A 24,863-nucleotide genomic window follows, 5' to 3' on the forward strand; every position below is an offset into this window, starting at 1 on the left:
TAAATATATAAATATATATATAAATATATAAATATAAAAAAAATAGTTTAATAGGAAAAAAAGAAATGGTTTTTTGTAAAAAATTTGATATTATTGTAGTTGGAGCTGGACATGCTGGTACAGAAGCAGCGTCTGCTTCATCGAGAATGGGTCAAAACACTTTATTGTTGACACAAAATATTAATACGATTGGTGCTTTATCTTGTAATCCAGCAATTGGGGGTTTAGGTAAAAGTCAATTAGTAAAAGAAATTGATGCTATGGGTGGTTTAATGGCTAGAGTAATTGATTATTCTGGTATTCAATTTAAGATATTAAATTCTAAAAAAGGGCCCGCTGTACGATCTACGCGAGCACAGGCTGATAGAATTTTATATCAAAAAAAAATGCAATATTTTTTAAAAAATCAGAATAATTTGATTATTCTTGAAAAAGAAGTATCAAATTTAGTTATTAAAAATAATCAAGTATACGGGGTTTTAACTTGTGATGGTGATTATTTTAAAAGTTTTGTTGTAATATTAACTACAGGAACATTTTTAAATGGAAAAATGTATGTAGGTTCAGATATTTCATCCGGAGGTCGACGCAATGATCCTGCTTCATCGATATTAGCGAAGAATTTAAAAAATTTTCCTTTTCGAATAGGACGTTTAAAAACTGGAACTCCACCTAGATTAAGTTTAAAAACTATTAATCTTGATATTTTAGAAAAACAATTTGGTGATACACCAACTCCTGTTTTTTCTTTTTTAGGTTGTACTTCACAACACCCAAATCAAGTGCCATGTTATATAACATATACAAATTTAAATACACATGAAATTATTAAAAATAACTTAAGTAGTAGTCCATTATATAGTGGAGTTATTACGGGTATAGGTCCACGATATTGCCCTTCTATTGAAGATAAAATAGTTCGATTTCCAGATAAACATCGTCATCAAATATTTTTAGAGCCTGAAGGTATAAATAATAATGTAATTTATCCTAATGGAATTTCAACTAGTTTACCTTTTTCTGTTCAAAAAAAAATGATTTATTCAATTAAAGGATTAGAACAAGCATCTATTATTTACCCGGGATATGCAGTTGAATATGATTATTTTGATCCTAGAGATTTAAATATGACACTAGAATCCAAGATTATTAAAAATTTTTTTTTAGCTGGACAGATCAATGGAACTACAGGATATGAAGAAGCTGCAGCCCAGGGTTTAATTGCAGGGATTAATGCTGCATTACTTGTTCAAGGTAAAGAATGTTGGTTCCCAAAACGAAATCAAGCATATATAGGTGTTTTAATAGATGATTTATGTAATAAAGGTACTGCTGAACCATATCGTATGTTTACTTCAAGAGCTGAATATAGGTTGTTATTGAGAGAAAATAATGCTGATGAACGTTTAACAGAAATTGCTTATAATTTTGGTTTAATTTGTAAAAAACAATGGAAAATTTTTTCTAAAAAAAAATATGTTATCCAAAATGAATATCATCGTTTAAAAAATATTATTATAAAATCTAAATCCGTAAATTATTTTTTTAAAAATAAGAATATTAATATTAGTTTAAAAAAAAATTGTACTGCTTTTGATTTTTTACGGAGACCAGATATTACATATGATATTTTGATGGATTTTTTAAATAATTATATACCTAATAATTTTGTTTTAACAGACCACTCAGTTATAGAAGAAATTGAAACAAAAAGTAAATATTATGGATATATTCAACGTCAGGAAGACGAAGTAAAAAAATGTATGCGCAATGAAAATACTAGTTTAGTATTAATTAGTGATTATAATAATGTTATAGGTTTATCAAATGAAGTAATAAATAAATTAAATAAATATCGCCCTAATTCTATAGGACAAGCGTCTCGTATTTCAGGAATTACACCTGTAGCAATTTCTATATTATTAATTTTTTTAAAAAAAATGAAGTATTAATTAATTTTTTTGTAATTTTAAAAAATTATTAATATATTTTGGCAGGGTAATGAGATATATTTCCTGCCGAAATTAATGTTTATATAAAGAAAAAACGGATATTTTTATATTTTTTAAAAAGTTTAAATATCGATATTTTTTGCATATAAAGCATTTTTTTTAATAAATTTCCTTCTAGGTTTTACAGAATCCCCCATTAATGTACTGAACATTTCATTTGCTGCGCTTGCATCGTTCATAGTTACTTGTAACATTTTTCTTGTTTCTGGGTTCATTGTTGTTGTCCATAATTGTTCAGGATTCATTTCTCCTAATCCTTTATATCTTTGTATAGTAATAAATTTTCTTGTTTCTTTAATTAAAAGATTAATTATCTTGTCTAAATTATTGAATTTAAATTCTGTTTTATTAAATTGAATGTAAGCATGATTTAAAATCATATAATTAATTTTTTTAATGAAATTAAGAATTTTTTTATATTTTTTTGTTAAAAAAAAATTATTTTTTAAGTGATATGAATTAAAATTATTTTTGTTGCTAATGTTTAATATAGGCTCATAACAATTATTATTATTTTTTATATAATAAGAGTATATATTTTTTTTCTTTAGATATTTTTGTTTTTGTAGATTTTGTATTAAATCTTTTATCCAGATTTTTACTTTTTTTTTGTTTTTTAGATTTTTTAGCGGAATGATATAAATCATCATTTTGTAAATAAATAATGGAATTTTTTTATTTATTAAAAGAAACATTTTATTAATTTTTTTATATTCATTTAAAATTTTAGTAAATTTTTTTTGATTATTTTTTTTTTTGTTTTTTATTTTATAATGTATATAACTGTTTTTTTTGATTAATTGATATTGATATGTATATAATGATTTTGTATCTGTGAGATATTTTTCTTTTTTTCCTTTTTGTATTTTATATAATGGTGGTTGAGCAATATATATATGTCCTTGTTCTATAATTTCTGGCATTTGTCGAAAAAAAAATGTCAATAATAATGTTCTAATGTGTAATCCATCTACGTCAGCATCAGTCATTATGATAACATAATGATATCTTAATTTTTTAGGATTATATTCTTCTTTCCCGAAACCACAACCTAAAGCTGTAATTAATGTAATTAATTCTGGTGAATTTATTATTTTTTCAATTCGTGCTTTTTCTATATTTAGTATTTTACCTTTAAGCGGTAATATTGCTTGATTTTTTCTATTTCTTCCTTGTTTTGCAGATCCACCAGCTGAATCACCTTCTACTAAATATATTTCTGAAAATAAAGGGTCTTTTTCTTGACAATCAGATAATTTTCCAGGAAGATTTGTATTTTCTAATGCTCCTTTTTTTCTTGTAATCTCTCTTGCTTTTTTTGCTGCTTCTCTAGATCTTGCAGATTGCATTATTTTAGTAATAATAATTTTTGAATCTCTTGGATTTTCTAATAAAAAATCCATTAAATGTTCGTTTAACAGTGTTTCAACAACAGATTTTACTTCTGAAGATACTAATTTTTCTTTTGTTTGTGAAGAAAATTTGGGATTAAACATTTTAATTGAAATTAATGCAGTTAAACCTTCCCGAGTATCATCACCAGTAATTGTAATTTTATTTTTTTTATTTGCTCTTTCTCGATCAGAAAAATAATTTAATGTTCTTGTTAATGATGCTCGTAATCCCGATAAATGACTTCCACCATCTTGTTGTGGTATATTATTAGTAAAACAAAGTATTTTTTCTTGAAATGTTGAATTCCATTGCATAGCAATATTTACTTCAATATTTTTTTTTTGTTTTTTAAATATAAAAATTTTATTATGAATAGGTTTTCTATTTCGATTCATATCTTTTATAAAAGATTTAATTCCTCCTTTATGAAAATATTTAAATTTTTTTTTATTTCTTAAATCTTTTAATTTTATCAATAAACTAGAATTTAAAAAAGATAATTCTTGTAGTCTTTTTTGTAAAATATCGCATTGAAAAATATTTTGATTAGTAAAAATTTTTTTATTTGGCCAAAACCGAATTTTTGTTCCTCTTTTTTTTGTTTTTCCTATTTTTAATAAAGGTTTTTGAGGATTTCCATTAAAATATATTTGTTGATATTTTTTTTTATCACGATAGATATATAATTTTAGTTTTTCTGATAAAGCATTTACTACGGATATACCTACTCCATGTAACCCGCCTGATACTTTATATGAATTTTCATCAAATTTTCCTCCAGCATGTAAAACGGTCATAATTACTTCTGCCGCAGAAACCCCTACTTCTGGATGAATATCAACTGGTATTCCTCTTCCATTATCTCTTATTGATACAGAATTATCTTTGTATATAACAATATTAATTAAATCGCAATATCCCGCTAAAGCTTCATCTATTGAATTGTCTACTACTTCAAATACCATATGATGTAATCCTGTACCATCATCGGTATCTCCAATATACATACCTGGTCTTTTTCGAACTGCGTCTAATCCTTTTAATATTTTAATATTGGATGAGGTATATAAATTTGACATATCATATCCTATTTTGAGGTAATATTTTTTTTTATTTTATATTTTTATATAGATAATTAATTTTTTTGAAAATTTTTTATTAAAATATAAATAATATTTTTTATAAAAATTTTTATAAGAATCTAAAAATATTATTTGGTATAACAGATATTGTTATAATTTTAAAGGCATAATAATATATGTTATTTCTGTTTGTAAATTAGATTGAATTTGAATACTTGAAATTGGATTATTAAATGAAATAATAATTTTATTATTATTTATCGCATTAATAACATCAAGTAAATAAAAAACGTTTATAGAAAATGAGATATTTTCATATATATAATAAATAGAAAATGAATCATAAGATTTTTCATTTTCTTGATTACTTGATGTTATTTTTAGTAAATTTTTTGAAAAATTTAAACAAACACCTTTAAAAGTGGTATTGCATAAAATAGATGTTTTTAATAATGATTCTTTTAATTTATTTTTTGATATTGATATACAATATTGATATTTTTTTAAGACAATATCGCTATAGTTTGGAAAATCACTATTTATTAATTTTGTTATTAACAATATTTCATTTATTTTAAAAGATATATTATGATTACTAATTTTAACTTGTATTAAATCTAAATCTGAGAATAATATTCTAGATAATTCTAGTATACTTTTTCTGTTTATAATTATAGAAAATATAGATGTATTTAAATTTAAAGAAATTTTATACATAGATAACCTATGTCCATCTGTTGTGACTCCATATAAACAGTTATCTTTATATTCTAATAATATTCCATTCAAAGAAGCTCTAATATCGTTACGTGCTATTGAAAAATGTGTTAATTCAATCATATTTTTTAATATTTTTTGCGGGATAAAAAATTTTCTTAAATGTGTTATATTTTGAAATATTGGAAAATTTATATGTGAAATTACATTTAGTGTAAATAAACTACTAGATATTTTAATATGCATTTTTTTATTAATTAATTGAAAATGTAATTCTTTATTCTTTGATATGTTTCGACAAATATTTAATATTTTTTTACCGGAAATTGTAATACAACCTTCTTTATAAAAAAGAAAGTATTTTTTGTCTATATATGTATTTATTTCTATTTCTAAATTAGAACTAGTTAATTGTAATGTATTTTGATTAACTTTTATAATTATATTTTCTAGTATTGGAAATATCGGATTTTTTGTAATAATTCTATTATTTTTTTTAAATGAATTTAAAAAATCATCTTTTTTTATTTTGAATTCCATTTTTTATGAATTTAGTTGATTAAATAAATATAAAAAATCATAGTAAATTTGATTTTTTGTTTTTTTAAATTGGTTAATTTTTTTGCAAGCATGTAGTACGGTAGTATGATCTTTTTTTCCAAATGCAATTCCTATATCTGAAAAACTATAATTAGTTAGTTTTTTTATTAACATCATTGCAACCTGTCTAGATTGAACAATCGATCGTGATCTTTTTTTTGAAATCATATCTGATATTGTGATATTAAAGTATTCAGAAACAGTTTTCTGAATTGATGATATATCTATATTTTTTTTTTTATATTTCATTAATTTATTTAAAGTTTTTTTAGCTAAATCAATTGTTATTTTTTGTTTATGAAATAAAGAAGTAATATGTATTTCTTTTAAAACACCTTCAAGTTCTCGTACATTAGAATGTAATTTTTTTGCAATAAATTTTGCTACTTTATATGTTAGATTAATTTTATTTTTAAGAGCTTTATATACTAGAATATTGATTCTAGTATTTAATTCAGGCGGATTTAGTGATATAGTTAAACCCCATTTAAATCTAGATTTTAGACATTCATTTATTCCATTAATATAACTTGGATAACAATTTGCTGTCATTACAATTTTTTTTTGTTTTTCAAATAAAGTATTTATTATATTAAATAATTCTTCTTGAGATCTTTTTTTATTAGAAAAAAAATGAATATCGTCTATTAATAATACATCAATAGAACGATAATAATTTTTAAATTTTTCAATTGAATTATTTTTTAATGAATTTATCATATTTTGAATAAAATTTTCTGAATGTACATAGATTACTTTTTTATGATTATTTTCTATTAAAATTTTATTACCAATAGCATGAAGTAAATGTGTTTTTCCTAGACCTGTGTTACCATATAAAAATAATAGATTATAAAAATTTTTTAAATTATTTATAAATTTATACGATGCATAATGAGCTAATTGATTTGATTTACCTTTAAAAAAATTATGAAATTGATATTGTTGATTAATTCCAGTATAATTAAATAATTTTATTTTTGATTTTTTTTTTTTTCTTTTTTTTTATATATATTTTGATGATATGATGATATATTTGGTTTTTTATTTAATAAATGTACCATAATAAATAGAGGTTTTGTATTATAAAATATATATAGCAATTTTTTAAAATTATTTATATACTATTTTTATACTCTTTTATATATAGAATTATTAGGAGTATATAAATTTATTATATTGTTTTTTTATTACAGTTTGTAAAATTACTATTTATATATGAAATTGTATTAGTAAATATTGTAATTCTAAGGATTGAAATTATTTTTTAAAATTGAAAATATTATATAATTGATTGCTAAAAAATATTAAATTATTTAAATATCAGAAATAAAAAAATAATTAAATTTATATTTTTCATTGAAAATAAAATATATTTTTTAAAAATTATGAATTATAATATTCTATTTGAAAATACAAAGATATTATATTTCAATATTTAAAATATGTTTATTCAAACGGGTTTAATAAAAATTATTTTATTATTTTAAAAAATTAATAATTGATTATAAAATATATAACTGATATTTTATTAGCTGTTATCTGTATATTTTATTATTTTTTATCAAGGAAATATTTATATGAAACGTACTTTCCAACCATCTGTTATTAAACGTAATCGTACTCATGGTTTTCGCGCTCGAATGTCTTCTAAAGGTGGTCGAGATATTTTATCACGTCGACGTTCTAAATTACGTTCAGTTTTATGTGTTTAGAATTTTTTATAAAAACATAAAAATATGTTTCAATTATCTTTTAAAAAGAAATTGCGTTTATTATCTAATATTCAATTTCAAAATGTTTATATTCAAAAAAAGAGAATTTATACTAAAAGATTTGTTATGTTTATATGTTTAAATCATGTTCACTTTCCGAGATTAGGTATTTCAATTTCCAAAAAAAATGTTTCATATGCACATGATCGTAATAGAATTAAGCGGCTTATTAAAGAAAGCTTTCGTTTAGTTCAAAATAATTTATTATTAATGGATTTTATTGTTATTGTAAAGAAAAATATACATTTATTGAGCAATAAAAGTATTTTTTATTTTTTACAAAAATTATGGATATATAAAAATTAATAATTTATTTTTTTTCTTTACTAGTATAAGTAGATTATACCATGAATTCTTGTATATAATAGATATGTTATATATTATTTTTTAATATTTAATAATGAGAAATTTTTATGATATATTTTAAACGTATTTTTTTTTTCATATCTTGTATTTTTTTTCCTTTTTTTTTATTAAATTTTTGGAATACATATTGTTTTATAAATCCAAATAGTTTCAAGGTAGATAATACAATAATTCAATTTTCTAATAAAATTTTTAATGATCACAAAAATCAATTAATTAATATACAAAATGATATGATTTCTACGGATATTAATTTATTAGGTAGTCATATTGAATATACAAATTTATTGACTTATAAAAGTCATGTAGATAGTTTTTCTCCATTTTTTTTATTTCAGAATAAAAAAAAATTTATTTGTTGCATTCTTGAGGGTTTTTTAAAAAAAGATAATACTGGTTTTTTTTCAAAAAAAAAACAACTTATATATAAAATAAAACCCATATTATATAAATTAAAATCAGAAAAAAAGACAATCATACATAATATTCGGGTCTGGATAGAAAGGTTGAAAAAATATTTTTTAAAACATTGTATTCCTAATTTTGTTAAAAGATATATAATATATTTTTATTATTTTAATGAACGTTTTACTCCTTGTTGTTCTTTAGAGAATGGTATTAAATCTAATTCTTTTTATCAGGTATCTTCTCATTTTGGGGTGAGATCTAAAGTAGATAATACATTATCTTATATTGCTCAATATTTAGGATTAACTGCTGATTGTAGTTTATTAGATATAATTGTTTTTCCTTTATTCAAATTACTAGTTTTTTTTTATAGTATATTTCATAATTGGGGTATTACAATTATTGTAACAACATGTTTAATAAGAATAATGATATATCCTGTAACAAGACTACAATATATATCTATGTTAAAAATGAAATATTTAAATGTAAAAATAAATAAAATAAAAAAAAAGTATCATGATGATTCTAAGAAACAAAATGAAAAAATTTTATCTTTATATAAATTAAATAAAATTAATTTTTTGAGTAATTTTTTTCCTTTTATTATACAAACTCCCATATTTTTTGCTTTTTATTATGTATTAAGATCTTCAATTGAATTACAATGTTCATCTTTTTTTTTATGGATTCATGATTTATCTAGTTATGATCCATATTATATATTGCCGTTTTTGATGGGATTTAGTATTTTACTTACTCAACTTGATAACTTTGATTACAAAAATTTAATGCAACAAAAAAATTTTTTTTATTTTATTCCAGTATTGAGTTCTGTTTTCTTTTTATGGTTTCCTTCGGGTTTAATTTTACACTATATTACTAATAATTTTATTACTTTTTTTCAACAGTGGTTTATACGTATGAATTTTATTGATGAAAATTTATAATATTAGTTAGATAATAAAAAAATAATTTTATTTAATAAAATTATTTTTTTATATACGGAATTAAAATAAAATATGATGTTTCATGAAACTATTGTAGCCCCTGCTACTGCTTTTGGTCGATCTAGTATTGGAGTTATACGAGTATCCGGATCTTCTGTTATAAAAATAATAAAAAAATTTCTGAAAATTTCAATGACAGAACGATTTGCACATTATGTATCTTTTTTTGATATTAATGGTAATATTCTTGATAAAGGAATTGCTTTATTTTTTCATGCTCCCAGATCTTTTACTGGAGAAGATGTATTAGAATTTCATGGTCATGGAAATCCGTTTTTATTAGATATATTAATAAAAAATATATTATCATTTAATAATGTTCGTATGGCGAGACCTGGGGAATTTTCAGAAAGAGCTTTTTTAAATAAAAAAATAGATTTAGTTCAATCTGAAGCAGTATGTGATTTAATTAACGCTCAATCTGAGCTTGCTATTAAAGCAGCCTCATGTTCTTTATCTGGTTATTTTTCTAAAAAAATACTATATATTATAGAACAATTAAAATTATTATATTCTAGAATTGAAGCGGTTGTTAATTTTCCGGATGAAATAAATGAATTAGATTTATTTAAAAATATAAAAATAAATTTAATTGCAGTGATTAAGTTAATTCAAAATTTAATTGATATTTCATATCAAGGTAATATTTTAAAAAAAGGTATTAAAATTGTTATTTCAGGAGCTCCTAATGTAGGTAAATCTAGTTTATTTAATTATTTATCTAATGAACAATCTTCAATTGTTACTAATATTCCAGGTACAACTCGTGATATAATTTGTAAAGATATCTGGATAAATGGCATATCTTGTGAATTAATGGATACTGCAGGGTTACATAAAAGTAAAGATATTATTGAGCAAATTGGAATTAAATTAGCAAAAAAAAAACTGCATACTTGTGATCATATATTTTTAGTGCTAGATGTTACAAACAATCACTTGTTTAATGACAAATTGATTAATAAAAATATTAATCAATTAAAATTGAATCAAAATATTACTTTTATTTTTAATAAAATAGATCTTGTTAATCAAAGACCATGTTTAAAATTTATTGATAAAAAATTTAAATGTATTTATTTATCAATTAAATATAAAATTGGATTGGATTTTTTAAAAAATAGAATTAATGAAATATCTAGTTCATTAAATAATGTTGAAGGTGTTTTTTTGGCGAGACGTAGGCATTTATCAGAATTAGAAAAGGCATTGAAATATTTAATTAATGGAAAAAAATATTGGTTGAAAAATAAATATATTGAATTATTATCAGATAATATACGTTTATCTATAGATTGTTTATTAAAAATTACTGGAAATTTCAGTAATAATGATTTGTTAAATAAAATATTTTCTGAATTTTGTATTGGAAAATAAAATAATTATATCGATAAATAAATATTATTTTTTTTGATAAATATGCCCGGAGGCGGAATTGAACCACCGACACGGGGATTTTCAGTCCCCTGCTCTACCGACTGAGCTATCCGGGCATTTAAAAAATATTAAACATGAAAATACTAGTTTTGTCAATATTTTTATTAAATAAAATTTTTTTTATTTTTTTTATATAAATTTTTTATTTTTTTGAGTATATATTTTTATTTTTAAAAAATTTTAATATTTAAAAAATTAAATAAAAATTTAAATACCCCTTGAAATTCTTTGTTAAGGTCCATATATTCTTAAAATATAAGAGTTCATTATTATAAATATTATTTATTTTTTAAAAATATATAATATTAAATTGATTAAAGGGGATCTATAAATATGAAGCTTCGTCCATTGCATGATAGAGTGATTATTAAACGCAATGAAGCAGAATCAAAATCAGCAGGTGGTATTGTTTTAACTGGTTCTGCAGCTGGAAAATCTACTCGTGGGATAGTTTTATCTGTGGGTAAAGGCCGTATGTTAGATAACGGTAATATTAAGAAATTAGATGTAAAAGTTGGTGATATTGTAATTTTTAATGAAGGTTATGGAGCAAAAACTGAAACTATTGATAATGAAGAAGTGTTAATTCTTACAGAGAGTGATATTTTAGCAATTATAGATAAATAATATTATTATATTGACTTTCAATTTAAAATTTTAAGGAGACATTTCATAATGGCGGCAAAAGATGTAAAATTCGGTAATGAAGCTCGAATTAAAATGCTTCGAGGAGTTAATGTTTTAGCTGATGCTGTAAAAGTAACGCTTGGACCTAAAGGAAGAAATGTTGTTTTAGATAAATCTTTTGGTCCACCAAGTATTACTAAAGATGGTGTTTCTGTAGCTCGAGAAATTGAATTAGAAGATAAATTTGAAAACATGGGCGCACAGATGGTAAAAGAGGTTGCATCCAAAGCTAATGATGCAGCTGGTGATGGAACAACAACAGCAACGTTATTAGCTCAATCAATAGTAAATGAAGGTTTAAAAGCTGTAGCTGCAGGTATGAATCCTATGGATTTAAAAAGAGGAATTGATAAAGCAGTTATTAGTGCTGTTGATGAGTTAAAAAAATTGTCTGTTCCATGCGCTGATTCTAAAGCTATTACTCAAGTTGGTACTATTTCTGCAAATGCAGACGAAAAAGTTGGTAGTTTAATAGCAGAAGCTATGGAAAAAGTGGGCAATGATGGTGTAATTACTGTAGAAGAAGGTACAGGATTACAAAATGAATTAGAAGTAGTAAAAGGTATGCAATTTGATCGTGGTTATTTATCTCCATATTTTATTAATCAACCTGAAACAGGTTTAGTAGAATTAGATAATCCTTATATTTTAATGGCGGATAAAAAAATTTCTAATATTCGTGAACTTCTACCAATATTAGAAGCTGTTGCTAAATCTAGTAAACCTTTATTAATTATTTCAGAGGATTTAGAAGGTGAAGCTTTAGCAACTCTTGTAGTTAACTCTATGAGAGGAATTGTTAAGGTTTCTGCTGTTAAAGCTCCTGGTTTCGGTGACCGTCGAAAAGAAATGTTACAGGATATTTCTATTCTGACTGGCGGTTCTGTAATATCAGAAGAATTAGCTATGGAAATAGAAAAATCTTCTTTAGAAGATTTAGGACAAGCAAAACGCGTAGTAATTAGTAAAGATGCAACTACAATTATTGATGGTAATGGTAATAAAAATGCCATTAAAAGTCGTATTAATCAAATCAGACAAGAAATAAATGAAGCAACTTCTGATTATGACAAAGAAAAATTAAATGAACGTTTAGCAAAACTTTCTGGCGGTGTTGCTGTATTAAAAGTTGGAGCAGCAACAGAAGTGGAAATGAAAGAGAAGAAAGCTCGTGTTGAAGATGCTTTACATGCAACTAGAGCTGCAGTAGAAGAAGGTGTAGTACCTGGTGGAGGTGTTGCTTTAGTTCGAGTAGCAGAAAAAATTTCTCGTATTAATGGTCAGAATGAAGATCAAAATGTGGGAATACGTGTTGCTTTACGTGCTATGGAAGCTCCTTTACGTCAGATTGTCGCAAATTCTGGTGAAGAACCATCTGTTGTAACTAATAATGTAAAAGATGGACGTGGTAATTATGGTTATAATGCAGCTACTGATGAATATGGAGATATGATATCTTTTGGTATATTAGATCCTACTAAAGTCACTCGTTCTGCATTACAGTACGCAGCTTCTGTAGCTGGTTTAATGATTACAACAGAATGCATGGTAACTGATTTACCTAAAGATGAAAAATCTTCATCTGATTTAAGTACGCCTCCAGGAAGTGGTATGGGTGGTGGTATGGGCGGAATGATGTAATTGTTTTTTTTATGAAATTTTTTGTTATCCTTTTATAAAGAAAATAAAAATTATTTAGTATTACAAATTTTAATGATCTTCTTGTTCTCAGGTACTCTTGTTGTGGGAACAAGGGGTATTTTATTTTATTGATTATTTATATATTTTGAGATATATATTATGACAGCATATAGTGGTAATTCTTTAAAATCTGGATTAAAAATTTTAATAAAAAATAAACCATATGAAGTTCAATATAGTGAATTTATTAAACCTGGAAAAGGGCAAGCATTTGTTAGAATTAAATTAAAAGAATTATTAACTAATAAGATACTCAATCAAACATTTAAAGCAACTGATGTTTTTTATTCTACTGATGTTATAGAAATTGATTCTTTATATTTATATAATACAGGATATATATGGGTATTTATGAATAAAAAAAATTTTGAACACATTCATGTTTTAAAAAAGTTTTTATTTGGTTCTGAGAAATGGTTAACTAATATTTCTATTTGTAAAATTACTTTATGGAATAATTCTCCTATTGCTGTATATATAGATAATTTTATTAATTTAAAAGTTAAAGATACAGATATAGCAATACAAGGTGATACAATTAATCTATCAACGAAATTAGTTAAGTTGGAAACAGGAGTTACTGTGCGTGTACCTTTATTTATTAAAAAAGGTGATTTAATACGAATTGATACTCGTATTGGAAAATATATATCTCGTATAGTCAAATAATTAATATTTTTTTTAAAAAAAATATTATCGTTCATTTCCATTAATATTTTTACGATAACTATCCCAATCAAATGTTAACCATAAACTATTTCCTAATCTCATTCTATCCATTACTCTTTCTCCTAATAAATTATTCATATTTGTATAATTTAAATTGGATAACATTCCTGTAGATTTTTTAGATGATGAACGTCTATCTATAATTTGATTAATAATTATTTTTTCATATCGTGATTCTGTTTGCATTCCAATTTCATCAATCATTAATAAATCTACCATACATAAATTATGTAATAATTTTTCTTCTGTCATTTCTATAGAAGATTTATTAAATGTTCCTTTTAAATGTGACATAAGATCTGCAATAGTAATAATTAGTACACTATTTCCATTTAAAATTAAGTAATTCCCTATTGCAGCAGCTAAGTGATTTTTTCCTGTCCCAGGTCGACCAGAAAAAATAAAATTGGCAATATTATTTTGAAAATTTTTAGCATATTTACGAGTGGCAAAGAGTACTTTTTTATGGCCTTCATGGTTGATATGGTAATTTTCAAATGAACAGTGCATATATAATTCTTTTATCCCGGATCTACCTAATATTCTTTGTATTTTCATTGCTCTATTTTTACGAATAATCGATTGAGAGTATTTTTTTCCTTGTTCTTGGTTCCAAATTAAAAGTTCTTTATCATTATAAAATTTTGGTTGTATATATTTAGGCATTATTTTTTTTAATTTTGTTAAAAGGTTTTTCATTTATATTATTTTTTCTTTTAAATTGATTTTTATAGGTAAAAATACATACAATAGTGAAATTAAGAAAGTTTTATATATTTATTTGTATTATTTTTTATATTAAAATTAATAATAAAAATATATATTGTATATTGTAATTTGTTGTAGTTTATGTAAAAATAGATTTTATTATATATAATAATATTATATTGTATTTTAAATATTATTGTTAGTGTATATTTTATCTTTCATTTGGTAGTCATTAAATATAAAATTATTTAAATATTTTTTATAGATATTTATTTTTTTTAAAAATTATTTTTTTTATAAAATAATGATAATAATACTATTCCAATTTTTTTTTTTTTCATTAATTTCCAATTACTAGGTATGTATATATTATTATCTGTATGTTCAATATATATTATGGAATATTTTTTTGTCCAGCTATATTTCTCTAAATACATTATAGCCTGATTTAATAAATATTTATTATTAAATGGTGGATCTAAGTAAATAATATCGTACGGATCACCTTTTTTTTTTAACCATTTTTGTGTTTTTACATGCAAAATAGATATATTATTAATTAAAAATTTTTTTAATGTTTCTTTTATTTTTTTTACTAAAATATAGTTTTTTTCTAATGCTGTAACTGATTTAGCGGATCGTGATATTGATTCTATACTTAAACTACCACTTCCAGCAAAACAGTCTAAACAAATTGAATTTTTAATGTCTTTTTGTAACCAATTAAAAATTACCTGTTTAATACAGTTTCTAGTAGGACGTATATTTGTATGATGAAGAGAATGTATTATTCGTCCTTTAAATAATCCACCAGTGATACGAATTTTTTTTTGTTTTTTTTTTTTCATATTTATTTTTAGTATCATAGTTATGATAATGAAATTTTATTTTTTATATTAATAAAAAAAATATTGAGGTTTTTATGTGTAATAAAAAAAAAGTTTTTTTTCCAAGTTAAATGTTTTTTCTAAAAAAAAGATATCAATTACATCTACATATCAAGATAAAAATTGTTTAATTAATTCTAATAAAGTTACATCAAAGAATCAATTTTTTTCTTTTTTTAAGAATTCTTTACAGACGGCAAAAGATTTTTTTACGTGTGGTATAAAAAATATTTTTTCTGAAAACAAATTAGATAAACGTATTTTTATAGAATTAGAAAATTTATTATTATTATCTGATTTTGGAATTAATTCCACAGAAAAAATTTTATTGATGTTTAAAAGAGCGATTAAAAAAAAAAATATTACAGAATCGGCTATAGCTATAAAAATATTTAAAAAACAGTTATTAAAAATGTTAAAAATAACTCAAAAAACAGATCGATGTATTCACCCCAATATGCCATTTGTTATTTTAGTTATCGGTATTAATGGTGTAGGAAAAACAACTACTATTGTAAAATTAGCTAAGTATTATCAAAAATTAGGAAAATCTGTTATTTTATCTGCCGCAGATACTTTTAGATCAGCTGCAATTGATCAATTAGTAGAATTAGGTAAAATACATAATATTTCAGTTGTTTGTAAATCGCTAGGTTCTGATCCCGCTTCTGTTGTATTTGATTCAATTCAAGAAGCCATAAAAAAAAAAATAGATATTTTAATTATTGATACTGCTGGTCGTTTACATAATAAAAATCATTTAATTCAAGAATTACAAAAAATTAATCGAGTAATTAAAAAATTTTATTTAACCTCATTTTATGAAATATTTTTAGTTTTAGATGCTGGAATCGGTCAAAATTCAGTGCAGCAAGCTAAAATTTTTTCTGCTAATTTAAACATTACTGGAGCTATTATAACTAAATTAGATGGAACGGCAAAAGGTGGTGTTATTTTTTCTATTTTTCACGATTTAATGATTCCAGTTTATTATATTTGTACTGGAGAAAAAATAACAGATTTTAAAATATTTAATAAAAAAAAATTTATTGATAGTTTTCTTAATATTTATTAAACAGTATATATTTATGTACATATGTTATTCTTAATTGACATATTACTATATGTATTATGTGTTCTATTTTTAGGATAAAATGAAAAAAATAAAAAATCAAACTAATACAATTAGTTTTTTTAATGTTGGTAGTTTAGATGCTTATATTCGTATGGCAAATTCTTTTTCTATATTGTCTTCAGAAAAAGAAAAGTTATTAGCAAAAAAGTTATTTTTTTATGGTGATATAAAATCAGCAAAATTATTAATTTTATCAAATTTACGATTTGTTGTTCATGTTGCAAAAAATTATTCGGGATATGGTTTATCACAAGCGGATTTAATTCAAGAAGGAAATATTGGATTAATGAAAGCTATTAGGCGATTTAATCCTGATATTAATGTTAGGTTAGTATCTTTTGCTGTACATTGGATAAAATCTGAAATTCATGAATATGTTTTAAAAAATTGGAGAATAGTAAAAGTTGCAACAACAAAAGCTCAACGAAAATTATTTTTTAATTTAAGAAAATCAAAAAAAAGACTAGGTTGGTTTAATCATAAAGAAATAGAAATTGTTGCTCGTGAGTTAGGAGTTAGCAAACAGGAAGTTAAAGAAATGGAAGCACGAATGTCAGCTCAAGATATTACTTTTGATATTACACCAAAAGATTCTTACACGGATTATTCGATAAATAATTTACGTTCTTCTTTTTATTTAGAAGATAAAAAATCCAATTTTGCAGTGAAAGTAGAAAGAGAAAATTGGGCATCTCATGCTACTAATAAGTTGAGTAATGCTTTATTAGTTTTAGATGAAAGAAGTCAACAAATTATTAAACGACGTTGGTTAGATCATAATAATACTAAAATTACATTACAAGCAATTGCTCAAGATTATGGTATTTCAGCTGAACGAGTGAGACAATTAGAAAAAAATGCAATGAAAAAATTAAAAATTGCTATTGAAGCGTAATTGTTTTAAAAAAATATAAATATTTATAAGAATATGTTTTTATTAAATTTTTTTAACAATTTATGTTTTAATTATTAAATAATAATATTTTAATACAGATGTTAATATGTAGTAATTATAAATAATTTTCACGATATATAAAAAATTTTAATTTTATTAATAACTTATATTAAAAAGATACTTTTATATATAAAAATAAATAATTTATTTTTATAAATCAATATATGATATTATTTAAAGAAAATACTTAATTTTATTCATTTTATACTTGTTTAAATTTTTATAAATCATGTATAATAAATTTTTTTTAATATTCAAAAATTTTTTTATATATTTATGTATTTATTTGTTTTAAATAAATAAAAATATATTTTTTAATTTTTTAACATTTATTTATCATATATTTCATATATTTATAATATTATTATATATATAATGTTTATTTGTTTTTTATAAAAATATAAATATTTAATTTTTAAATTAAATAAATTATTTTTATTTAAAATTTTTATAATTATTAATATTTAATAATATATTTATTATTTAATAAATTAAAAATTTTTTAAAATAAGAATAGGAAAAAATATGTATGGCAATAAAGAATCATATACTAGGATTTCCTAGAATTGGTTTACATCGTGAATTAAAAATTGCTCAAGAAAACTATTGGCTTAAGAAAATTACATTAAATGAATTACTAGCAGTTGGAAGAAAAATTAGAAAAAAAAATTGGAAAATTCAAATTGAAAGTGGTTTAGATTATGTAACGGTCGGTGATTTTGCTTGGTATGATCATGTTTTAAACATTAGTATGATGATTAATAATATACCCAAGCGTCATTGTATTAATGAAAAAAAATTAAATTTAGATACTTTATTTCGTATAGCACGAGGATCTAAATTAACTGATAAAAATTGTTCAGCTTCAGAGATGACAAAGTGGTTTAATACCAATTATCATTATATTGTTCCAGAATTTACTTGTGATCAAAATTTTTGTTTTTCTTGGAAGCAAATTATTGAAGAAGTTGATGAAGCTTTATCATTAGGTTATCCAGTTAAACCGGTTTTATTAGGCCCTTTGACTTACTTATGGTTAGGTAAAATAAAGGGAATTTATTTTAATAAATTAGATCTTTTAAAAAAAATATTATCTGTTTATCAAGAAGTATTATTAGAGTTAAGTTTGAGAAAGATTAAATGGATACAAATTGATGAACCTATTCTAGTTTTAGATCTTCCTGAAGATTGGAAGAAAGCATTTAACTATTCCTATAAAGTATTAAATAACAATAAAATAAAAATTTTATTAGCTACATATTTTGGTGATATACATCATAATTTAGAGATAATTAATAATTTATCTGTTAATGGTTTACATATTGATTTAATTGCTGGAAAATATAATTTATCTCAATTACATAAGAATTTAAATGATAAATTATTATTATCATTAGGTGTTATTAATGGAAGAAATATTTGGAAAGCAAATATTCTTAAATGGTTTCATAAATTACAATCCTTTATGAAGATAAAAAATACATTTTGGATTAGTTCTTCTTGCTCTTTATTGCATGTTCCTTTAGATATATCTATAGAAGATAATTTAACAGATTTTGTAAAATCATGGTTTTCTTTTGGTGTTCAAAAATGTTTAGAATTATCTATTTTATCTCGCGCATTAAATAAAAAATTAGATATACAAGAATTAGATAATTGGATAAAACCAATTGATGAATATAAATCTTCTAATATTGTTAATAATACAGTGGTTCAAGAACGCGTTTCAAAAATTTCTTTTGATCAAATTAAAAGAAAAAATAATTTTATTATACGTTCTAAAATTCAGAAAAATGAGTTAAATTTACCAATTTTACCAACAACTACAATCGGTTCTTTTCCTCAAACTAAAGAAATTCGAAAACTACGTTTAGATTACAAGAATAGAGTAATTAATCAGAAAGATTATGAAAAAGAAATTAAAATACATATTAAGAATAATATAATTCAACAGGAAAAATTAGGTTTAGATGTATTAGTGCACGGTGAACCTGAACGTAATGATATGGTAGAATACTTTAGTGAATATTTAGAGGGTTTTGTATTTACTAAGTATGGTTGGGTGCAAAGTTATGGTTCACGATGTGTAAAACCACCAATTATTGTAGGAGATATTAGTCGTATTACTCCAATTACAGTTAAATGGTCTAAGTTTGCTCAATCTTTAACAAAAAAACCAGTAAAAGCTATGTTAACGGGACCAGTAACAATTTTATGTTGGTCATTTCCCCGTGAAGATATTTCTAAAGAAAATATTTCGAATCAAATTGCTTTAGCATTACGAGATGAAGTATTAGATTTAGAGAATTCCGGTATTAATATAATTCAAATAGATGAACCGGCTTTAAGAGAAGGATTACCATTACGTAAAAAAGAATGGACTAATTATTTATCTTGGTCTGTAAAATCGTTTAAACTATGTTCATCCGGTGTTAAAGATAGCACTCAAATTCATACTCATATGTGTTATTGTGAATTTAATGATATTATGCCTTCGATTGTAGATTTAGATGCTGACGTTATTACGATTGAAACTTCTCGGTCAGATATGGAATTATTAGAATTTTTTAAAACATTTAAATATCCGAATGATATTGGTCCCGGAGTTTATGATATTCATTCTCCAAATATACCTACTATAAAATGGATAGAAAAATTATTAATTAAAGCTTTACAATATATTTCACCGGAACGATTATGGGTTAATCCTGACTGTGGTTTAAAAACTCGTAATTGGATAGAAACATCATTAGCATTACAAAATATGATACAAGCTACTATAAATATTCGAAAAAATTTTTTAAAAAAATAAATTTGAATTTTTTATTCCACTGAATACAATCACTTAGTTATTGATTGTATTTGGTGGTTAGTTGAAAAATATTAAATATTTATTATTTTATAAAATCTTATTGTTAATAATTTTGATTTTAAAATATTGTAAGTATATTTTTTAATTTTTTGTAAAAAATATATGAATTTATTGGTAATATTAGATCAAATATTTTATATTCGATTATTTATACTTTCTGTAGAATTTAATAATTCAGATAAATTTGCAGCAGCTTCTTCTGCGCTAATTGAAGTATTATTATTTTTTTTCATAGATGAGTTTTTTGTTCTATTTTTCAATCTCTTTTTATGATATTTATATCCTGTTCCAGCAGGGATTAATCGTCCAACAATAACATTTTCTTTTAATCCACGTAATTTATCTTTTTTACCGGCAACAGCTGATTCTGTTAATACTCGAGTAGTTTCTTGAAAAGATGCCGCTGAAATAAAGGATTCAGTAGCTAATGATGCTTTAGTAATTCCTAATAAATCTCGAGAAAATGTTGCTATTCTTTTTTTATTTTTATTTATTTTCTTATTTTCTAACATAATACGTGAATATTCTATTTGTTCACCTTGTAAAAATGGAGAATCACCAGAATTTACAATTGTTGCTTTTCTTAACATTTGTCTAATTATGACTTCAATATGTTTATCATTAATCTTAACGCCTTGTAATCTGTAAACTTCTTGTACTTCATTTACGATATAATTTGTAACAGCTTGTATTCCTCTTAATCTTAAAATATCATGAGGTGATTCAGGTCCATCTGAAATAATATCTCCTTTTTCTACTCTTTCTCCTTCAAAAACATTAAGCTGTCTCCACTTAGGAATCATTTCTTCATAAGTATTGTTTCCATTTGGAGGAGTCAGAATTAATCTTCTTTTTCCTTTTGTTTCTTTTCCAAATGAAACGATTCCATTAATTTCAGCTAAAATGGCTAGTTCTTTTGGTTTTCTTGCTTCAAATAAATCTGCAACTCTAGGTAACCCACCAGTAATATCTTTTGTTCCTACGGATTCTTGAGGTACTCTAGCTAATGTATCTCCTGAAGATATTTTTATCCCATCATCTAATTGTATAATAGATTTTCCTGGTAAAAAATATTGAGCTGGCATTTCAGTTCCTGGTATAAATATATCCAAACCATTTTTATCTATAATTTTTAGTGAAGGTTTTAAATCTTTTCCTTGTATATTTCTTTCAGATTGATCTAAAATGACTATAGAAGATAAACCTGTTAATTCGTCATTTTGTTTAAAAATACTTTGTCCGTCAATCATATCAACAAATTTAATATATCCACTAACCTCTGTAATAACTGGAATAGTATGAGGATCCCATGTAGCAATTATTTCACCCGCATGAACTTTTTTTCCTTCTCCTTTAGCTAAAATAGATCCATAGGGTATTTTATAACTTTCCTGTGTTTTTCCTGACTTATCTAGCATTTTTAATTCAACATTTCTTGATATAATGACAATTTTTTTATTGGAGTTAATAACTGATTTTGCTTGATTTAAATGAATAATCCCGTCCTTTCGAATTCTAATACTAGATTCAGAGGCTACTTTTGAAGCCGCACCACCTATATGGAATGTTCGCATAGTTAATTGTGTTCCTGGTTCACCAATAGATTGTGCTGCAATTACTCCTATTGCTTCACCTTTATTAACTAGTTTTCCTCTGGCTAAATCACGTCCATAACAATATGCACATACTCCGAAACTTGTTTCACAATGTACTACTGATCTTACTTTAACTGTATCAATAGAATTTTTTTCTAATAGATTACACAATGATTCATTTAATAATGTATTACATGGAATCATAATTTTAGCAGAATCGATATAGAAAATATTTTCTATAGTAATTCGACCTAATACTCTTTCTTTTAATGATTCTTTTACATCCCCTCCTTCGATCAAAGAACTCATTAATATTCCTTTGCGAGTTTTACAATCTTTTTCTGTAACAACTAAATCTTGCGCTACATCCACTAATCTTCTAGTTAAATAACCTGAATTTGCTGTTTTTAATGCGGTATCAGCCAATCCTTTTCTTGCACCATGTGTAGAAATAAAATATTGTAATACATTCAATCCTTCTCTAAAATTTGCTGTTATAGGTGTTTCTATAATCGATCCATCAGGTTTCGCCATTAAACCTCGCATACCTGCTAATTGTCTTATTTGCGCAGCAGATCCTCTAGCACCTGAATCAGCCATAATGAAAATGTTATTAAAAGATTTTTGTGTTACTTTGTTTTGATGACAATCATATAAAATATCATGTGATAGATTTTTCATCATAGCTTTAGCAATATTTTCATTTGCTACCGCCCAAATATCTATTACTTTATTATATCGTTCATTCTCAGTAACTAATCCTGTTTGAAATTGTTTATATATTTCTGATACTTCTTTTTCTGCTTCATGAATAATATTGTTTTTTTCTTTTGGTATGATAATATCATTTATACCTACAGATACACCAGATTTTGCTGCATATGAAAATCCAATATACATAATTTGATCAGCTAAATTGACTGTATCTTTTAATCCTAAGATTCTATAACAAGTATTTAGAATTTTAGATATATCTGTTTTTTTTAATGTTTTATTAATCATATTAAAAGGTAAACCACGTGGTATGATTGTCCAAAAAATTACTCTTCCTATAGTGGTTTTTATTATTTTTTTTTGTTCTATGAAATTATTTTTTTTATCTTTTGTATATTCGTATATACGAACATTAACAATAGAATGTAAATCTACAGCTCCTAAAGCATACATTCGTTCAGCTTCTTTAGAAGAAGACAATAACATATTTTCGCCTTTTCCATTATATTTTTTTCTCGTCATATAATATATACCTAAAATTACATCTTGAGAAGGAACAATAATAGGTTCTCCATTTGCAGGTGAAAGTATATTTTTTGTTGACATCATTAATGACTTAGCTTCTATTTGAGCGGATTTTGTTAGTGGAATATGAATAGCCATCTGATCACCATCAAAATCAGCGTTATAAGCAGCACATACTAAAGGATGTAATTGTATTGCTTTTCCTTCTATTAATATTGGTTCGAATGCTTGTATCCCTAATCGATGTAATGTTGGCGCTCTATTTAATAAAATTGGATGTTTACAAATAATTTCATCTAGTATATCCCATACAATAGGTTCCTCTTGTTCTACCATTTTTTTTGCAGATTTTATAGTAGTTGCTAAATTGTTTTGTTCTAATTTTCCATATATAAAAGGCTTGAAAAGTTCTAATGCCATTTTTTTAGGTATTCCACATTGATTTAAATGTAAATATGGGCCTACCGTAATTACAGATCTACCTGAATAGTCTACTCTTTTTCCTAACAAATTCTGTCTAAATCTACCTTGCTTTCCTTTAATCATATCCGCTAAAGATTTTAGTGGCCGTTTATTTGAACCAGTTATTGATCTTCCACGTCTTCCATTATCTAATAATGCATCAATTGCTTCTTGTAACATTCTTTTTTCGTTTTTAACAATAATATCAGGAGCTGAAAGTTCTAATAACCGTTTTAATCGGTTATTTCTATTAATTACTCTTCTATATAAATCATTTAAATCTGATGTAGCAAATCTACCCCCGTCTAATGGAACTAGTGGTCTAAGATCTGGAGGTAATATTGGAAGTACAGTTAGGATCATCCATTCCGGTTTATTTTTAGAAGATAGAAGTGATTCAATTAATTTGATTCTTTTTGTTATTTTCTTTTTTTTTGTTTCTGAATTTATTTTTAATATTTCTTTTTTTAAAAGAATACATGTATTTTTTAAGTCCATTTTTATTAAAAGTTTTTGTATGGCTTCCGCTCCCATTTTAGCTTCAAATTCATCTCCAAATTCATCAATAGCATTTATATATTGATCTTCTGTTAATACTTGATATTTTTCTAAATTGGTCATTCCGGGTTCTATAATGACATATGATTCAAAATATAGTACTCTTTCTATGTCTCTTAAAGGCATATCAATCAGCAAACCAATTCGTGAAGGTAATGATTTTAAAAACCATATATGAGCTATAGGTGTAGCTAATTCAATATGACCCATTCTCTCTCTTCGTACTTTGCTTTGAGTAACTTCAACGCCGCATTTTTCACATACAACTCCTCTATGTTTTAAACGTTTATACTTGCCACATAAACATTCATAATCTTTAATAGGTCCAAATATACGAGCGCAAAATAATCCATCACGTTCTGGTTTAAAGGTTCGATAGTTTATTGTTTCTGGTTTTTTAACTTCTCCAAAAGACCATGATCGTATAATTTCAGGTGAAGCTAATGAAATTTTAATAGAATCGAATTCTTCATGTTTTGTATTTTTTTTAAAAATTTTTAATATATCTTTCATGGATTATTCTTATAAATATA

18 protein-coding genes and 1 tRNA gene are annotated in these 24,863 nt (G+C 23.8%); 11 read left to right on the forward strand and 8 right to left on the reverse strand.

What is annotated here, in order from left to right; all coding sequences use genetic code 11:
• The first annotated feature begins 65 nt into the window (after positions 1-65).
• Complete coding sequence (mnmG, locus tag BUCIPICE3303_RS00005; protein WP_154049085.1) at positions 66-1,952, forward strand: tRNA uridine-5-carboxymethylaminomethyl(34) synthesis enzyme MnmG; 1,887 nt, start codon at positions 66-68, stop codon at positions 1,950-1,952.
• 122 nt (positions 1,953-2,074) lie between these two features.
• Here mnmG and gyrB read toward each other — a convergent pair whose 3' ends face one another.
• The 3 genes from gyrB to dnaA form a co-directional block, all read right to left on the reverse strand.
• Positions 2,075-4,486, reverse strand: a complete 2,412-nt coding sequence (gene gyrB / locus BUCIPICE3303_RS00010) for a DNA topoisomerase (ATP-hydrolyzing) subunit B (protein WP_154049086.1) — start codon at positions 4,484-4,486, stop codon at positions 2,075-2,077.
• A gap of 153 nt (positions 4,487-4,639) precedes the next feature.
• Complete coding sequence (dnaN, locus tag BUCIPICE3303_RS00015; RefSeq protein ID WP_154049087.1) at positions 4,640-5,746, reverse strand: DNA polymerase III subunit beta; 1,107 nt, start codon at positions 5,744-5,746, stop codon at positions 4,640-4,642.
• A 3-nt stretch (positions 5,747-5,749) separates the two neighbouring features.
• On the reverse strand, positions 5,750-6,784 hold the full coding sequence (gene dnaA, locus BUCIPICE3303_RS00020; protein ID WP_420093656.1) for a chromosomal replication initiator protein DnaA: 1,035 nt from the start codon (positions 6,782-6,784) through the stop codon (positions 5,750-5,752).
• A gap of 602 nt (positions 6,785-7,386) precedes the next feature.
• Here dnaA and rpmH point away from each other — a divergent pair.
• From rpmH to mnmE, 4 genes are all read left to right on the forward strand, one after another.
• On the forward strand, positions 7,387-7,521 hold the full coding sequence (rpmH, locus tag BUCIPICE3303_RS00025) for a 50S ribosomal protein L34 (RefSeq protein ID WP_154049088.1): 135 nt from the start codon (positions 7,387-7,389) through the stop codon (positions 7,519-7,521).
• A gap of 24 nt (positions 7,522-7,545) precedes the next feature.
• The gene (gene rnpA, locus BUCIPICE3303_RS00030; protein WP_154049089.1) at positions 7,546-7,887 is read left to right on the forward strand and encodes a ribonuclease P protein component; all 342 of its coding nucleotides are present in this window, start codon (positions 7,546-7,548) and stop codon (positions 7,885-7,887) included.
• 107 nt (positions 7,888-7,994) lie between these two features.
• Positions 7,995-9,305: a membrane protein insertase YidC gene (gene yidC / locus BUCIPICE3303_RS00035; protein WP_154049090.1), complete on the forward strand. Its 1,311-nt coding sequence runs from the start codon at positions 7,995-7,997 to the stop codon at positions 9,303-9,305.
• A gap of 72 nt (positions 9,306-9,377) precedes the next feature.
• Positions 9,378-10,742 carry a tRNA uridine-5-carboxymethylaminomethyl(34) synthesis GTPase MnmE gene (gene mnmE / locus BUCIPICE3303_RS00040; protein ID WP_154049091.1) on the forward strand — a complete coding sequence of 455 codons (1,365 nt, stop codon included), beginning with the start codon at positions 9,378-9,380 and terminating at the stop codon, positions 10,740-10,742.
• Between the two features lie 43 nt (positions 10,743-10,785).
• Here mnmE and BUCIPICE3303_RS00045 read toward each other — a convergent pair.
• Positions 10,786-10,858 (reverse strand) — tRNA-Phe (locus BUCIPICE3303_RS00045).
• 277 nt (positions 10,859-11,135) lie between these two features.
• Here BUCIPICE3303_RS00045 and BUCIPICE3303_RS00050 point away from each other — a divergent pair.
• The 3 genes from BUCIPICE3303_RS00050 (at position 11,136) to efp (ending at position 13,859) form a co-directional block, all read left to right on the forward strand.
• The gene (locus tag BUCIPICE3303_RS00050; RefSeq protein WP_154049092.1) at positions 11,136-11,429 is read left to right on the forward strand and encodes a co-chaperone GroES; all 294 of its coding nucleotides are present in this window, start codon (positions 11,136-11,138) and stop codon (positions 11,427-11,429) included.
• Positions 11,430-11,477: 48 nt separating this feature from the next.
• On the forward strand, positions 11,478-13,130 hold the full coding sequence (gene groL / locus BUCIPICE3303_RS00055; protein ID WP_154049093.1) for a chaperonin GroEL: 1,653 nt from the start codon (positions 11,478-11,480) through the stop codon (positions 13,128-13,130).
• Positions 13,131-13,289: 159 nt separating this feature from the next.
• A complete protein-coding gene (gene efp / locus BUCIPICE3303_RS00060) occupies positions 13,290-13,859 on the forward strand; it encodes an elongation factor P (protein ID WP_172598697.1) in 570 nt (189 codons plus the stop codon).
• Positions 13,860-13,883: 24 nt separating this feature from the next.
• Here the strand turns inward: efp and dnaC are convergent, their stop codons facing one another.
• From dnaC to BUCIPICE3303_RS02085, 3 genes are all read right to left on the reverse strand, one after another.
• On the reverse strand, positions 13,884-14,618 hold the full coding sequence (dnaC, locus tag BUCIPICE3303_RS00065) for a DNA replication protein DnaC (protein ID WP_154049095.1): 735 nt from the start codon (positions 14,616-14,618) through the stop codon (positions 13,884-13,886).
• A gap of 287 nt (positions 14,619-14,905) precedes the next feature.
• Positions 14,906-15,475 carry a 16S rRNA (guanine(966)-N(2))-methyltransferase RsmD gene (gene rsmD, locus BUCIPICE3303_RS00070; protein WP_154049096.1) on the reverse strand — a complete coding sequence of 190 codons (570 nt, stop codon included), beginning with the start codon at positions 15,473-15,475 and terminating at the stop codon, positions 14,906-14,908.
• Between the two features lie 198 nt (positions 15,476-15,673).
• Complete coding sequence (locus BUCIPICE3303_RS02085; protein WP_232512950.1) at positions 15,674-15,829, reverse strand: hypothetical protein; 156 nt, start codon at positions 15,827-15,829, stop codon at positions 15,674-15,676.
• On the opposite strand from BUCIPICE3303_RS02085, the gene ftsY reads away from it, so the two are divergent.
• The 3 genes from ftsY (at position 15,780) to metE (ending at position 20,416) form a co-directional block, all read left to right on the forward strand.
• Entirely contained in the window at positions 15,780-16,589 is an 810-nt protein-coding gene (gene ftsY, locus BUCIPICE3303_RS00075) for a signal recognition particle-docking protein FtsY (RefSeq protein WP_232512965.1), read from the forward strand. The two genes, BUCIPICE3303_RS02085 and ftsY, sit on opposite strands and share 50 nt — an antisense overlap.
• An 88-nt stretch (positions 16,590-16,677) precedes the next feature.
• Positions 16,678-17,544, forward strand: a complete 867-nt coding sequence (rpoH, locus tag BUCIPICE3303_RS00080; RefSeq protein ID WP_420093657.1) for an RNA polymerase sigma factor RpoH — start codon at positions 16,678-16,680, stop codon at positions 17,542-17,544.
• 589 nt (positions 17,545-18,133) lie between these two features.
• A complete protein-coding gene (metE, locus tag BUCIPICE3303_RS00085; protein WP_154049099.1) occupies positions 18,134-20,416 on the forward strand; it encodes a 5-methyltetrahydropteroyltriglutamate--homocysteine S-methyltransferase in 2,283 nt (760 codons plus the stop codon).
• 194 nt (positions 20,417-20,610) lie between these two features.
• On the opposite strand, the gene rpoC is transcribed toward metE, so the two are convergent.
• Complete coding sequence (gene rpoC, locus BUCIPICE3303_RS00090; RefSeq protein ID WP_154049100.1) at positions 20,611-24,843, reverse strand: DNA-directed RNA polymerase subunit beta'; 4,233 nt, start codon at positions 24,841-24,843, stop codon at positions 20,611-20,613.
• Positions 24,844-24,863 lie beyond the last annotated feature (20 nt).

Origin of the sequence: Buchnera aphidicola (Cinara piceae), assembly GCF_900699035.1 — a bacterium.
Taxonomy (GTDB): Bacteria; Pseudomonadota; Gammaproteobacteria; order Enterobacterales; family Enterobacteriaceae; genus Buchnera_F; species Buchnera_F aphidicola_AV.

Bases quoted from the DNA above. Each gene is read 5' to 3' on its own strand.
- mnmG (WP_154049085.1), top strand. From the start codon at position 66: ATGGTTTTTTGTAAAAAATTTGATATTATTGTAGTTGGAGCTGGACAT.
- gyrB (WP_154049086.1), bottom strand. From the start codon at position 4,486: ATGTCAAATTTATATACCTCATCCAATATTAAAATATTAAAAGGATTA.
- dnaN (WP_154049087.1), bottom strand. From the start codon at position 5,746: ATGGAATTCAAAATAAAAAAAGATGATTTTTTAAATTCATTTAAAAAA.
- rpmH (WP_154049088.1), top strand. From the start codon at position 7,387: ATGAAACGTACTTTCCAACCATCTGTTATTAAACGTAATCGTACTCAT.
- rnpA (WP_154049089.1), top strand. From the start codon at position 7,546: ATGTTTCAATTATCTTTTAAAAAGAAATTGCGTTTATTATCTAATATT.
- yidC (WP_154049090.1), top strand. From the start codon at position 7,995: ATGATATATTTTAAACGTATTTTTTTTTTCATATCTTGTATTTTTTTT.
- mnmE (WP_154049091.1), top strand. From the start codon at position 9,378: ATGATGTTTCATGAAACTATTGTAGCCCCTGCTACTGCTTTTGGTCGA.
- BUCIPICE3303_RS00050 (WP_154049092.1), top strand. From the start codon at position 11,136: ATGAAGCTTCGTCCATTGCATGATAGAGTGATTATTAAACGCAATGAA.
- groL (WP_154049093.1), top strand. From the start codon at position 11,478: ATGGCGGCAAAAGATGTAAAATTCGGTAATGAAGCTCGAATTAAAATG.
- efp (WP_172598697.1), top strand. From the start codon at position 13,290: ATGACAGCATATAGTGGTAATTCTTTAAAATCTGGATTAAAAATTTTA.
- dnaC (WP_154049095.1), bottom strand. From the start codon at position 14,618: ATGAAAAACCTTTTAACAAAATTAAAAAAAATAATGCCTAAATATATA.
- rsmD (WP_154049096.1), bottom strand. From the start codon at position 15,475: ATGAAAAAAAAAAAACAAAAAAAAATTCGTATCACTGGTGGATTATTT.
- metE (WP_154049099.1), top strand. From the start codon at position 18,134: ATGGCAATAAAGAATCATATACTAGGATTTCCTAGAATTGGTTTACAT.
- rpoC (WP_154049100.1), bottom strand. From the start codon at position 24,843: ATGAAAGATATATTAAAAATTTTTAAAAAAAATACAAAACATGAAGAA.